The 14,291-nt window shown below is 41.7% G+C and carries 11 protein-coding genes; 8 read left to right on the top strand and 3 right to left on the bottom strand.

Features of this window, described 5'->3' with window-relative positions; translation table 11 throughout:
* The first annotated feature begins 108 nt into the window (after positions 1-108).
* A complete protein-coding gene (locus ABIE27_RS14695; protein ID WP_192895174.1) occupies positions 109-267 on the top strand; it encodes a hypothetical protein in 159 nt (52 codons plus the stop codon).
* A gap of 193 nt (positions 268-460) precedes the next feature.
* On the top strand, positions 461-1,348 hold the full coding sequence (locus ABIE27_RS14700) for an RCC1 domain-containing protein (protein ID WP_123067333.1): 888 nt from the start codon (positions 461-463) through the stop codon (positions 1,346-1,348).
* A gap of 175 nt (positions 1,349-1,523) precedes the next feature.
* On the opposite strand, the gene ABIE27_RS14705 is transcribed toward ABIE27_RS14700, so the two are convergent.
* Positions 1,524-3,065 (bottom strand): glycine betaine uptake BCCT transporter, encoded by a 1,542-nt coding sequence (locus ABIE27_RS14705; protein ID WP_429350798.1) that lies wholly within the window; start codon positions 3,063-3,065, stop codon positions 1,524-1,526.
* A 259-nt stretch (positions 3,066-3,324) separates the two neighbouring features.
* Entirely contained in the window at positions 3,325-5,088 is a 1,764-nt protein-coding gene (locus ABIE27_RS14710) for a methyl-accepting chemotaxis protein (RefSeq protein WP_123067335.1), read from the bottom strand.
* A 253-nt stretch (positions 5,089-5,341) separates the two neighbouring features.
* Between ABIE27_RS14710 and ABIE27_RS14715 the strand changes: the two genes are divergently transcribed.
* From ABIE27_RS14715 to ABIE27_RS14740, 6 genes are all read left to right on the top strand, one after another.
* Positions 5,342-7,639 carry a PAS domain S-box protein gene (locus ABIE27_RS14715; protein WP_429350799.1) on the top strand — a complete coding sequence of 766 codons (2,298 nt, stop codon included), beginning with the start codon at positions 5,342-5,344 and terminating at the stop codon, positions 7,637-7,639.
* Between the two features lie 397 nt (positions 7,640-8,036).
* A complete protein-coding gene (locus ABIE27_RS14720) occupies positions 8,037-9,026 on the top strand; it encodes an ABC transporter substrate-binding protein (RefSeq protein ID WP_429350800.1) in 990 nt (329 codons plus the stop codon).
* Positions 9,027-9,556: 530 nt separating this feature from the next.
* Positions 9,557-10,084, top strand: coding sequence for a DinB family protein (locus ABIE27_RS14725; protein ID WP_123066975.1), 528 nt, complete (start codon positions 9,557-9,559; stop codon positions 10,082-10,084).
* A gap of 332 nt (positions 10,085-10,416) precedes the next feature.
* Entirely contained in the window at positions 10,417-11,370 is a 954-nt protein-coding gene (locus ABIE27_RS14730; protein WP_429350801.1) for a hypothetical protein, read from the top strand.
* 52 nt (positions 11,371-11,422) lie between these two features.
* Positions 11,423-12,256, top strand: coding sequence for an EamA family transporter (locus ABIE27_RS14735; protein ID WP_429350802.1), 834 nt, complete (start codon positions 11,423-11,425; stop codon positions 12,254-12,256).
* 13 nt (positions 12,257-12,269) lie between these two features.
* Positions 12,270-12,695 carry an NUDIX hydrolase gene (locus ABIE27_RS14740; protein WP_123066904.1) on the top strand — a complete coding sequence of 142 codons (426 nt, stop codon included), beginning with the start codon at positions 12,270-12,272 and terminating at the stop codon, positions 12,693-12,695.
* Between the two features lie 101 nt (positions 12,696-12,796).
* Here ABIE27_RS14740 and ABIE27_RS14745 read toward each other — a convergent pair whose 3' ends face one another.
* On the bottom strand, positions 12,797-14,188 hold the full coding sequence (locus tag ABIE27_RS14745) for a PLP-dependent aminotransferase family protein (RefSeq protein ID WP_429350803.1): 1,392 nt from the start codon (positions 14,186-14,188) through the stop codon (positions 12,797-12,799).
* Positions 14,189-14,291 lie beyond the last annotated feature (103 nt).

Here is a 14,291-nt window from a genome sequence, read left to right on the forward strand (position 1 = left end):
CACCAGATGAAATTACCCAACAATAAAGTGAAATATTGTTATTCTTCAGTGAAGTCTGAGTCATATCTCTTTTTTAGAAAAATTCATGAAAATATGGGAGGTATCGTTATGGTCAAGAAGAAAATTTCCACTGCCCTGACTGCAACTTTAATCGTTTCTATGCTAGCTACTGGTGCAATCGTTGCGATCCAAGGTAAAACCACGTTAGACATAGCAACAGCAGGGGATAAGAAGGTTGAAGTCATCAAAGGTATTGAAAATAACTGACACGACAGTCTTCAGAATCAAAAGACTGCAACAGGATAGGAATTTTCAAAAATAGTTAGTGGATTAACCTCAGAATAGTTATCATCTGAGGTTTTTTTCATTAGTGAAAATAATCCGCTTGGAAAATCATTTTTGAAAAGATCATTTGAATGAACGGAGGAAAAAGTAGGATTTCGAATGATGGAGGAACGATATGGACTACAGTTCACGGAAGAAAGCATGGTTTGACACGAAACGCCTTCGCAACTCTACTATAGCGGCGGGTCGTCGTCATACCGTTGGTCTCAAATCAGATGGTACAGTAACAGCAGTGGGTGATAATAAATGCGGACAATGTAATGTAAGTCACTGGAGTCATATCGTCGCAGTTGATGCTGCAAATGTTCATATGGCTACAAACACGGGTAATGCCCACACCGTTGGTCTTAAATCCGATGGTACGGTAACAGCTACCGGTTGGAATAAACATGAGCAATGCAATGTAAGCGAATGGCGCGATATAGTATCCGTTTCAGCCGGCTGGTGTCGTACTGTTGGGGTTAAATTAGATGGCACGGTAGTTGCGGTGGGGCGAAATAATGAAGGGGAGTGCAACGTTGACAGCTGGCGCGATATTGCAGCAGTCACGACGGGAGACTGGCATACAGTCGGTCTCAGATCAGACGGTACAGTAACAGCCATTGGTAACAATAAGTATGGACAATGTAACGTTAACGAATGGAGAGGCATATTAGCTGTCTCCGCCGGGTATCTTCATACGGTTGGGCTTCGGTCAGATGGCACGCTAGTGGCTGTGGGTAGGAACAAGGAAGGTGAATGTGACGTAAGCGGATGGCGTGATATTGTAGCTATCGCAGCGGGAAGTTATCATACGGTTGGTTTAAAATCTGACGATTCAGTCATTGCTGTGGGTTCGAATAAACATCAGCAATGTGTTGTAAGTGAATGGCATGAGATTCGAGCTGTTTCAGCAGGGTGTGCCCATACGCTTGGACTGAAATCAGATGGTACGATAGTTGCGGTGGGCGATAATGATTATGGACAATGTGATGTAAGCGAATGGAGTAACATCAAACCATAATAATAAACTGCCTTACTTGAGATTTTATGGGGCTAGAGATCCCGATTTTCAGGTGATCAACAAAATAAAATGATATAAAAGAACACCCACGCAAAGGTGGGTGTCCTCATTGTCTTTCTGTTGAGGTTGTATACGTTAAAGATCAAGAATACATGACCTGCTTGAAATTTGAAATTCAGACTTGCAGGTTATCTTGTTCTTCAAGCAGTCGTTTCAGCTTTTGACGTTGCCGTTTTTCCTTCTGACGACGCTCACGATCCTCAGCTTGCAAAGCTTTGAGAAGAGAGACGCACATCCCGATCAGAACAACAGCGAATGGCAATGCGGCCACTATAGAGGCCGTCTGTAGGCCATTCAATCCTCCACTGATCAGCAGCACGACCGCGATAGCGGACTGAAGAATTCCCCAAGTAAGCTTTACTCGATTACTCGGGTCCAGCGTTCCATCTGAAGTCAGCATACCGAGTACAAAGGTAGCCGAATCAGCCGATGTAATAAAGAAGATCATAATCAGGATTGTAGCGATAAAAGCTACGATCGTGCCTAAAGGCAGCTGTTCCAGCATAAGGAATAAAGCAGTTGTTGTATCTTCCTTGACAGCCTCTGCCAGACGCACGCCATCAAACAATTCCAGGTGAAGTCCTGTTCCGCCGAAGACGGAGAACCAGATAAATCCGAAAAGGCTTGGAATAAGCAGGACGTAAATTACAAATTCCTTAATGGTTCTACCTCTCGATACCCTCGCAATGAACGTACCAACAAAGGGAGCCCATGCGATCCACCATGCCCAGTAAAATAACGTCCACGCCCCTATCCAGGTTTCTCTTGAAAACGGCGTCAGTCTCAAGCTCATGTTAGTAATATTCTGTAAATAGCTGCCCATGGTTGTCGTGAATGTATCGAAGATAAACGTTGTTGGGCCAGTCACCAATACAAAAAGCATTAATAACACAGCGATCACAAGGTTTGTGTTGCTTAGAATCTTAATCCCTTTATCCAGACCGGAAGTCGCCGAGATTAAAAAAAGTACAGTTACAACGGTGATAATAACAACCTGAACTATTGTCGTATTAGGAATTCCAAATAAATGACTCAGCCCCCCGCCAATCTGAAGCGCACCCAATCCAAGCGAGGTCGCCACACCAAAGATGGTGGAGATGACCGCCAATATATCAATGGCCTTACCAAGCCAACCTGCAGCAAGTCGCTCACCGATGAGAGGAATAAAGGTGGAGCTAATCAAACCTTTGTAGCCTTTCCGGAACTGGAAGTAAGCAAGTGCTAAACCAATGACGGTGTAGATCGCCCAAGGATGCAGCCCCCAGTGGAAAAAGGAATACCGCATTGAAAGTCTCGCTGCCTGCGTAGTCCCGGATGCCGCTCCTTCCGGTGCAGATAAATAGTGGGAGAGCGGTTCAGCAACTCCCCAGAAAACTAGTCCAATGCCCATACCAGCGCTAAACAGCATGGATAGCCAGGAAATCGTAGAATATTCCGGTTCATCATCGTCATCCCCCAGCCTAATACCGCCAAATCGACTGAAAGCTAAATAAAAAGCGAAGATCAGGAAGAACAGTGTCGCCAGCAAATAAAACCAGCCAAAATTTTGAATCGAGAAGTTGTAAGCTACGTTAGCTACATCCGCCAGCTGATCAGGGGCAACTGCTCCCCATATTGCAAACAGTGCAACGATGATAATTGTGATTGTGAAAACCATGATGAGACCTCCGTTATGTATGCTTTTTCCAACTATTCCTTAGTATTGCTAGTCCGGCTTGTAATCATGCGAAAAGCCAGCTGTTGATAATTTAAAACAAACCGCTGTGTAATGAAACACTGGCCGGTTGGATTTTAGTTACAGAGAACCGTAACACAAAACAAAAGAATAAGGGAACTCTCCTAAAAAGTAAAACCAAGAGTCAAAAACTATAAAAAAAGCCCGATACTTTATTGAATCAAGCATCGGTCTTTACTTATTATTTATCCGTATCATGGACTTCGATTTGAAATTGATCTGAATACGATTTGAGGTTGTCAGCAAGGAGGGTTAGCTCTCCGGAAATACCTGATAGTTCATTGGCCGAACGCTGTTGCTCTACAGCACTGGCGGAAACTTCTTCGGACATCGCTGATGTTTCCTCGGTTGCGGAAGCAATGTAACTCAAATGTTGCTCTACCTCTTGGCGAATGGATTGCATATGGATTGTCCGATTTTCCAGACGTTGAGCAAGTTCATGCACTTCAGAGGATAACCGGCTTACCTGTTTGAAGCTTTGAAGACATTCAGCGATCTGTTCTTCCTGCTCCTTGGCAGCCAACATATTTGAATCCAGATGCGTTCCCATATGATGAATTTCTTGAACAAATGAACTCAGTATCTCATCAATCTCCTGAATCGAACGTTCGGATTCTTGAGCGAGATGTCCCATCTCATTAGCAACAACTCCAAAACCTTTACCCGCTTCACCAACACGGGCTGCTTCGATCGAAGCATTTAAAGATAAAATTTGAGTTTGTTTTAATATGTTGTGAATCTGTCCACTGATGGAAGAAGCAAGTTCCGAGCGTGTCGTCAGCGACTTGGAAATATTCTGTTGATCCTCAACAAGTTTGGCGTTCTCACGGCCTTTTTCTAGCAGAACTTCATGTTGGCGTGTCACTTGTATTTGCAATGCAGATAACTGATCGGAAGTACGGGTGAACTGTTCCACATAAGAACCTACTTCATTCATAATACTGCCCAGATTTTCAGAATGCTGGACGGAGCGTTCTGTCTCTTCAGCTTGTTTCATGGAGCCTATGGCAATTTCCTCGATGGCTCTGGAGAGCTCTTCAGACTGACGCTGATTTGTAAGAGCCGTCTCGGCAATATTTTTAGAAGACTGTTGTAGTGTAGCCGAACCTTGTTGTATTCCCTTCATAATGTTCGTTAGTTGCACAACCATAGTATTGATTAGGTTACTGATGTCCCCGAGTTGATCGTTTGTCATCTGAGTGGATACAACTCGGAGATTCCCGGAAGAGACCTGTTCCAGGCTTGACTTAATGTCAGATACTTGACGAAGGATCCCTCTTACGACAAGCAGCATAATGATGAACGATAAAATTAAAACTACTGCAAAAATCGGGATAACTTTACCATACGTATTATTCAACGTTATTGCGGAAACACCTTCAACTTCTGCTGCAGACTGGTCCATGCCCAAATAACCAATAGTAGTTCCTTGCGAATCTTTAATTGGTGTAAAAGAGGACATAAGCATTCCCCAGACAGGATCTTCGACAATGCCAGTAGTTACAACTTCACCGCTAGCCAAACGTTCTAGAGTTTGAGAGTTCAGCTCAAACGCAGTCCCGTAAGGACTGTATTCCGGATCGTCCCAATCCGCGCCATCCACGGTGTAGACCCATCCTTTCGGTGTTTTATTATACATATAAACATAAAGAGCCCCCGATTGAAGGCGAGCCTTAACAAGCTGTTCTCTAAGTGTTTTGTATTCGGAGCTTTCCTCCGAACCTGAGTTGTATAACGAGTTGATTAATGCTGATTCCTTACCCATCTCAGAAGCGATGTTCACTGCAAGCTTCTGGTTGTTATGCTGCATTGTCATCAAGGATGAATTTTCACTGGAGTAGTTCGTTGCCCACAGAATCAGGCCGCCCATAGCCAGTAGTGGGACAAGGATGATCGAATATAGTTTTAATCTTAAATCCATTCTTTTGTTGCGCTTGTGTTTCACGTTCTGTTCCCCCTTGGAAGTAAATAAAGCATAATTATTTATGAACTTATATTATCTTATCGTAAACTTGAGGAGTAGAATGTAGTCCGATGCTAAATTCAGTGTCATCTTGTCCGTTACTGGAAGTCAAATTGGATATGTGGTAAAGGCTAATATTTAAAAACGTTTTATCTCGTTTTATTTTGATTTACAAAGAATAATGTTTTTGGGAAAATGATTCTAAATCATAAAATGAAGTAGGGGAGAGCTTTCAATGCAGGTTCAGAAGGTTAATCATCATGAATTCTTCGAGCAAATATATAACCATACACCGATTGGAGTTGCTCTTATAGCTCCGGAGGGAAATTGGCTGAAAGTGAATCCTGCTTTCTGTCATATGACCGGTTTCACTTATGAAGAACTGATGGAGCTCCGCTGCCAGGATTTAACGCATCCGGAGAATTCCTCGATGGATAAAGTTGAAGAAGCTGGACTTTTTGATAACAAAGTAAAAGAAAATATATATGAAAGGCGCTGCATTAAAAAGAATGGCGAAGAATTATGGTGTTCATTTCATGTAACTCCAGTCAGCGACGACGTAACATGTGAACTCCATTACTTTATTTGCTTTATTGTAGATATCACTGATCGTATCCGTTCTGAACGGAAACTTTCGCACAGTAAAGGCATTAGCGCAAATGCCGAACGCTTGGCGAAGATTGGAAGCTGGGAATGGGATGTAGTTCATGATCAGATCACCATTTCTGAACAGGTGCTGGAAATCTTTGAACTTGACCGCACAAACCAATATTATTGCGCAAAAGATATCTATAAGGTAATGAGTACTGCAGATGTTGCATCTTTGCGAGAAAAAATAAGAGACGCAGAACAAAGAGATCCATTTGTTTTTGAATTTAAATACGCTCGGTCCGAAGCTAGAGTAAAGTATATTCAATTACGTGGGTTAATCATTTATAACAAACATCAACAGCCCGTAGAGTTAAAAGGTGTACTTCAGGATATTACCGAACAGAAACAGATCGAATTCAGGCTTCAAGAAACCATCGAACGTTACACCTCGCTCAAAAAGTATAATCATGATGCTATTATTTCATTTGACATGAGTGGAAACATTATTAATGCTAATCCTGCAGCCGTAAAAATGACAGGTTATGCAGTAAACGAAATGATTGGAAAAAGTATAGGAAGATTTATTGGAGCCAGTAATCTAGGCCTCATTCTGCGGAGTCACTATGGTTTGGCTGAGAAGAAAATGAACACTGTTTTGCACAAGGACGGCCGTGAAACGGAAGTGTTGGTAACGCTTGCTCCAATTATTATTAATAATGTCAATGTCGGCTACTATTTAATAGCCAAGGACATCACAGAACAGAAAAAGCTTCTCATTGCCAAAGAAACAGCTGAAAGGATGAATCAGGCGAAAAGCGATTTTCTGGCGATGATGAGCCATGAAATACGGACACCTATGAATGGTGTGATCGGAATGACAGATCTTCTTCTAGATACCCCGGGACTGAGCAAGGAGCAAACAGAATATATTCAGATTATCCAAAAGAGTGGAGATTCCTTACTTACTATTATCAATGATATCCTTGATTTTTCTAAGATCGAGTCAGGGAAAACCGATTTAGTGGTTGATCCTTTTGATCTTCAAGAAATCGTGACAGAAACGGTGCAAATCGTAAAACCTTTGATCCGCGAAAAGAAGTTAGACATTCATGTTTGTTTGGATGAGACGCTTCCAATACCGCTTTATGGTGATGCATCTCGTTTAAAACAAGTACTTACTAATCTCATCGGTAATGCTGTGAAGTTTACGCTCGAAGGTAGCGTTGAAATTGAAGTACGGGTTAAAGAACAATGTGAGGAGAACGTGTATCTCGAGTTTAAAGTCAAAGATACGGGAGTGGGAATTCCAGTAGAGAAAAGGCAACAATTATTTGAGCCATTCTACCAATTGGATAACTTTATGACCCGCAAAACACAAGGAACGGGATTGGGACTGGCGATCAGCAAAAAATTGATAGAACTCATGCATGGAGATATATGGATTGAGGATGCAGATGAACCTGGCACAACGTTTATATTCACAGCCTGCTTTAAAATAAACAATGAGGAAGTCAGCCAACGCTTAGAGCTCTCCCCAAAAAAGAATAGAGACACCCCTCTCCATATTCTGATTGCAGAGGATAATGAAATGAATCAGCTTGTCCTTAGTAAAATGATTGAAAAAAAGGGACACTTCGTAGATCATGTCGCGGACGGAAAAGAAGCGTTAGAGGCTGTCAAGAGAAATGCATACGATATAGTATTTATGGATGTGCAGATGCCAAAATTAAATGGATTTGAAGTGACTCAAGCGATCAAAGAGAATCTATCTTCAGAAGACTGTCCTTATATCGTTGCAGTGACTGCAAATGCTCTAATAGGGGATAGGGATCGATGCTTGAAGGCAGGAATGGATGAATACATTAGTAAACCCATTAAAAGTGAATCTATTTATCAAGTGATGGAAAAATATTATACCAAGAAACAGATGAATCATTCGTAACTATTAAAGTTATTGTGGCGATTCGCAATTTTTGAGCGCACGCCGCAAACTGGATTGCACATGAAGCAGCATCAGATGAAGACGCTCTCTAAGCTAAGGGAGATTCTTCGTGCATTAACTCCTTAAAAACTTCTGAGATGATGCATCGTTACACTGAAGGAGGAGCATTTATCGTATGAATCATGTAGCGGCATCGTAGGATCTTTGTATCCTACGATGCCGCTGTTTCTTGAACTCGTAATTGCCTATCTTTATGAACAGAAGGGTAGGTTACATTAGATCTTGACGCCAGGTTTGTAATCTACCTGCTAGGAATGGATAATACCTCTTGCTAATTGACAATGATAATTATTATCATTATAATGTGTGCATTCTATATACATGGGGGGAAAGACATTTGTTACATATCAAAAAATATCTCAGAATTACTTTACTCCTACTGCTGATTAGTACCCTTTTCCTTTCTGGTTGTGGTATAGGTGAACGCACAATCGGTACGCAGCGTGATTCTAATGCAGATAAAAGCGGGGAAAGAGCATCTGAGCATTCCATATCTATTCCGAATGAAGCAGGGGAAACAACGATAAATGGAGAGCCCAAAAAGATTGCAGTTTTAAATTGGCAACTAGCTGATTTTCTCTTAGCCTTGGACATCAAACCTTACGCTATGACAAACTTAATGGGAGAAACGAACCTGGAATATTTAGAGAAAGATGCATTAGAGGGTGTCATTGATCTTGGAGATAAACCCAATCTCGAAGTACTCTCTCAAAGCAATCCGGATTTAATTATCGGTTGGGAAAGCCGAAGAGAAATTGTTGACCAATTGACCAAAATTGCACCCACAATCCTTACAAAGGAAAACGATGATTGGCGTAAATCTTTGCAAGAACTCGGAAGCATGCTTGGTAAAAACAAGGAAGCGGAGGAATGGTTAGCTCAGTATGATCAGAAGGCAACTGCTTCAATGCAGCTCCTTACCTCAAAGATTGACCCTACTGAAACGGTCCTTTATATGCGTGTGATGCCTAAGGTACTTCGAATATATAGCTCCACTCAATCCTTAGGAGCGACATTATCTCAAGACACAGGCCTACAATATTTGCCTCAAACCGAATCGATTCAAAATTTCGAAAATATATCAATTGAACAGTTGCCGGAGCTAAATCCAGATCATATATTTATTCAGATTGGGCGCCCTCTGCGCGGCGGAGATCAAGAAGCTAAAAAGATTTACGAGGAATTAACTCAAAGTTCAATCTGGAACAACATGAAGGCAATAAAGAACAAACAAGTTTATACTGTACCTCACTGGATTATTAGCGATGCTCCTCATATTAAGGAAAAATCGATTGATCTTGTGTTAGAGAAACTGGGCGTAAACTAATTATGCAACCTTCCATCTGGGATGTTAGTTGCTCCTTCGCCATCTTTTTGAAATAAACCGGGCAAGAAATACAGTGGAATTCCCTTTGTATTTCTTGCCCATCTTTTTTAGTTTGACACATCTTTCAATCTGTTTTATAAGTTGCCTAAATGTGAATCCCCTAAATTACCTTCTTTTTTTAACAAATAATCGACGATCCAAAAAATAACCTGCCAAAAGTGAAAGCACAAGAAGAATAATGGGTATTCCAAACGATTCCTTAGAGAAGGGGGCTGTTATATATACAAGACCCGTTAGAGCTATACTCCTCGTTTGACATAATAAAAGTTTTTCAATATGGTGACATCCATCTGAAAAGTTAGGAAAAGAAGGAACACGGACAAGCGTTAAAGAAAAGAAACTAATAGAACAATCCAAATGAAGACTTAAAGAAGTTGCTTTGTTAATCTCATTTGAGACTCTAGTAAAGATCAAAGGTATGGGCTTGGTTCAATCATTGAATGTATTATTTAATAGAGGGGTGTATTGATATTAATTTCAGTTTACAAGAAGCAATTGAGATTTTGGAGCGCACGCCGCAAACTCTGGAGCAATTCTTATCTGGACTTTCAAACGGATGGCTGCAAAGTAATGAAGGTGATGGAACCTGGAATGTACACGAGGTGATGGAACATCTCATTGAAGCAGAGAAACATAATTGGATTCCGCGAGTACAATCCATTGTGGTGGAAGGGGAACATCAGCTGTTTCCTGCTTTTGACCGTTTCTCCCATTTGAAGGATACAACGGATCGAACCACGGAAGAGGCATTACAGGAATTTAGCATCATCAGAAAGACAAGTATCTCCTCACTCAACGATATCATCCTTTCAAATCCTGACCTGGAGAAAACCGGCTTGCATCCGGAGTTTGGCCAGGTAAAGTTAAGGGAGCTTCTCTCTGCATGGGTCGTTCATGATTTTACACATATTTCGCAGATTGTTAGGGTGATGGCGGAGAGATACAGGAATGATGTTGGACCCTGGAGTGCTTATCTCGGCATTTTAAATAGAAGTTAATTTTTATCATCATATAGAAACTATACTTGTAATTTTTATAGAGAATTGAAAGAAAGATGGGTCCAGGTATGAACATAGTCCTATTAAAGTCGCTAATTTAGCGACTTTTTTCGTTATACACACACCATTTTTCAAGTATAACGCTAAAGTTCATTACATATTTAGTTTCTTCTTTCCCTACAACTCAAAATTGGTATGCAAAAAAATGCATATAGTGGTACTTAAAACATTCAAAATATTCATGTTAGCATAATCAAACAGCATGCTGTAATAAATGTATATCAATCATAGCTATGATTATCCAACAGCAACAGGGAATGAAAGGGGAGCATATGAATGCAACAGATCCCGCAACGAACAAAATAAGCAAGATGCCTTACGTTATTGCGATATTATTTATTCTACTCATGATTGGCTTATCTGAACTTTTACAACATTCAGAGATCATTTTACCAGAGGTTGCAGCGATGGCTATTGCCATGTGGGTATATAGAGAACCAGGGTGGATCAGACGTCCCTCTGTCATATTCATTGCACCGACCGTTACAGCTGCGATAGGTCTGATCATCAATCAGTTCCAGATTTTTTATCCAATCAAGATCGTCCTTACTCTAATGTTCATGATGTTGTTTTTAAGATTAATACGTTCGAATCTTACACCCGCCATTGCTACAGGTCTATTACCACTCGCTATTCATTCAGAGGATTGGTCATTTGTATGGATTGTCTTTGGTTTTACATTAACTTTAATGGCCGGAGTTGTTGTGTTCCAGCTTCATAAAAATCTCGCAACAAAGTCGATGATCCAATACAAATACATGGTAATCTTCCTGGGAATTTCACTATGCTGGCTTAGTGTTTGCTGGTTACTGGGTTATGAACAAATGGCTGTAATTCCGCCTATTTTTGTTGTCGTTTACGAATCGCTGCAAAAGCCGATGTACACAGCAAAAATTGCATTTAAGCAGGGAATTACACTAACGTTATCTGCTGCCGTTGGCGTTCTCATTTTTATGCAGTTGGATTCACAGGTGCTGGCTACGTTCATGGATATGATTGTAGTCGTCATGATATCGCGCCTTTTTCAAGCCCGAATTCCCGCTTTGTACGCTATACCGCTACTAACCTTTATATTTCCAGCAGAAAAAGTGTGGAGCTTACCTCTTGTCACGCTTTTTGCAAGTCTGTTTATGTTTAGCTTAGTACTGTTCTACAAGTACGGGGAAGAGAGAACTTTGAATCGTAAAACGAAGGGCAGCAGCCACAATTCTGTATCTCCATCATAATTTATAAATAATTCGGGTGCATGGCAAAAAGCGAAATTTGGAGGATAAACGTATGATATTCGGCCTGATTGCAGCACTTTGTTTTGGTTTTTCGGACTTTATGGTTACCCAGGCCACCAGAAAAGTTCAAACTTTGCCTGCCTTGCTCGGAATTCAGTTCATTTCCTCACTTTTGCTGGGAGGGTATGTACTTACGCAATCCCCTCATATTAGTCAAAACGCAATGGCATGGATGGGAATAGCAGGTATAAGTTTAATTAACTTTGTTGGTACGTTATTGTTGTATCGAGCTTTTGAAAAGGGGACCTTATCCTTCGTTTCTCCGATCGGCTCGGGCTTTGCTGTGGTAACTGCCATTCTAGCTTTTGCCAGCGGTGAGCGATTGCCTTTCAATACGATTATTGGTGTCATCCTACTGATTATCGGCGTGTTGACGGTAACGAGATCAAGCAAAAGCGCTGGGCAACAAGTGACGTTGTCGGGTATACCGGAGGCAATTATCGCCTCAATCTGCATCGGTTTTTATTTTTGGGCGATCGGATACGTCACTCCTCAGCTGGGGGTGACTCTTCCTGTACTCGTCACACGGATCATCCAATTTTTCTGTGCGTTTACACTTCTACGGGTAAAAAGAATCCAGCTCCCGCGCATAGGACTGTCAACCGGTCTTATTCTGGTTGTAGCCGCCCTGCTGGATACAGGAGCTTTACTCTCTTTTAATATGGGACAAACCATTGATTATACCACGAGCACAACTGCACTCACGTCATTATATAGTGTCGTTACCATACTTATGGCCGGATGGATTTTGAAAGAAAAGCTGATGAAGAGTCAATGGACAGGCATTGGCATTATTCTTCTAGGGGTCATTATCGTCAGCATCTAGAAAGGAATAAAGGATGAACAGAGTGTACACCGTCTATTCATTGATTACCGACTCGAATGATTCACATCTATTAATGGTCCAAAATATAGGCTCAGAGACGTGGTCTCTTCCGGGTGGCAAAGTTGAACCTCACGAAACGTTAGAAGCCGCTGCCATTCGTGAAGTATATGAAGAAACAGGTTTACATGTACAGCTTAAAGGTGTCGCAGCCATAAATGAGTATAGGAAGAAAGATTGTTCCGAACATGGTATATGTGTAACCTTCAGAGCATGCATTGTAAGTGGAGCTGAGACCATCTCAAGACCTGATGAGATCAGACAAATAACCTGGATTCGTCTTGAAGAAGCGGATGCGCTGATGCCATTTTATGAGGAAAGTTTACAAAAAATCGTCCGTAAAAATGTGCAGGTATCCTATTTCGATGAAGGGATCATCTGATGGTACAAATGAAATAAAACTGAAGTAAGGAAGGGCAGAGGCTCTTCCTTTTTTATATTCGCGATTTTGGATCGTTTGGAGAAATATAAATGCTCACTAAATTATATAAATTGTGCAAGCACTTGAATCCCCTCGGAAATCTGAGTCTCGTTCACATTGCCAAAGCCCATGATAAGACTGTCATTATGCTGATCTTTACGAATGGTGTATCGCTCGGCTGGGTAAATCTTGATATGATGCTTCTCCAGTTCCTTTGCTGTCAAAAGATCCGCGCTGCGTCCTGGCCAAGTTGCGATAAGATGCAAACCTGCTGCATCACCCGATATTTGAACGTTCTCTCCAAATGTTTCCCGTAACGCCTGAAGCAGGTGAGTTCTTCGTTTATGATAGATCCGTTTCATTCGCAAAATATGACGTTTCAGATGCCCTTCGTTCATAAATCGGGCCAATGTTGATTGCGATAAGACAGGAGACTGCATATCGGCCGTACGTTTAAGCTGTACGATCGATTCTACCAACTCTTGTGGGGCCACAATATAACCGAGCCTTAATGCAGGGAACATATTTTTACTAAATGTCCCTACGTAGATTACCCGCTCTGTATCAAGCTCTCGCAAGGCATGAATAGGCATTCCCCCGTAACGAAACTCACTGTCATAATCATCCTCTATAATGTAGGCGCCTGCGTTTCGAGCGTAGTCCAGCAATTGGAGGCGCCTGCTGATCGACAGAATACTCCCGAACGGAAATTGATGAGACGGCGTTACAAAAATACATTTGGGCTTCACATCGGTTGGCAGCTGCTCTACACATAGACCATCGGAATCTACGGGCACAGGCACAATCCGGGCGCTCGTCTCAGCGAAGATATTATGAATAAATGTTGCCGTTGGGTCTTCCATTGCAATCGTTTCACCAGCCGTTAATAAAAGCTTGCCGAGTATCGAAAAAGCCTGCGTTGCTCCAGCCGTAACGATAATTTGCGAAGGAAGGCAGTGAAGGCCCTTGATATGGAGAAGATGATCACAAATAGCTAGTCGAAGCTCCATATCACCAGCCATATCCTCCTGATACCCGAGCATAGAAGGGGGGAAATTGTGGTACACATCGAGTGCAACTCTTTTCCACTTCTGAAGAGGAACATGCTCAAGAGCAGGAAAACTGGGACGAAAATCGATATAAGATGAACGATCTCCATGCATTGGAGAGATATCCTCATTCCTGTAACTCCTATCTTCAGGCTGCAGACGTAGCGTTGTGCTTGAGCCAATATCTCTTACAAAGGTCCCTGAACCTTGTTTACCTTCCAGAAATCCTTCAGCCGTTAGCTGCTCATACACCTCTACAATAAGGGCACGTGAAACCCCAAGTTCTTTGGCCAATTCCCGAGTAGAGGGGAGGGAGGTCCCTGCTTTGTAAATGCCTTGCATAATTCGATCTCTAATCCACGAGTATACCTGTCTGGTTTTCGTTTCATTCCGTTCGGACTGCATGAAGGATCTCCTTTCATCCTAAAGTGGTATGGTCAAAATGAAATAAAAATGGCTCTAATGATGACCAATATATCATGATATCATAAGTCATGCCAAACTCTAT

The sequence above is a fragment of the Paenibacillus sp. 4624 genome (assembly GCF_050435065.1).
Lineage (GTDB): Bacteria > Bacillota > Bacilli > Paenibacillales > Paenibacillaceae > Paenibacillus > Paenibacillus amylolyticus_D.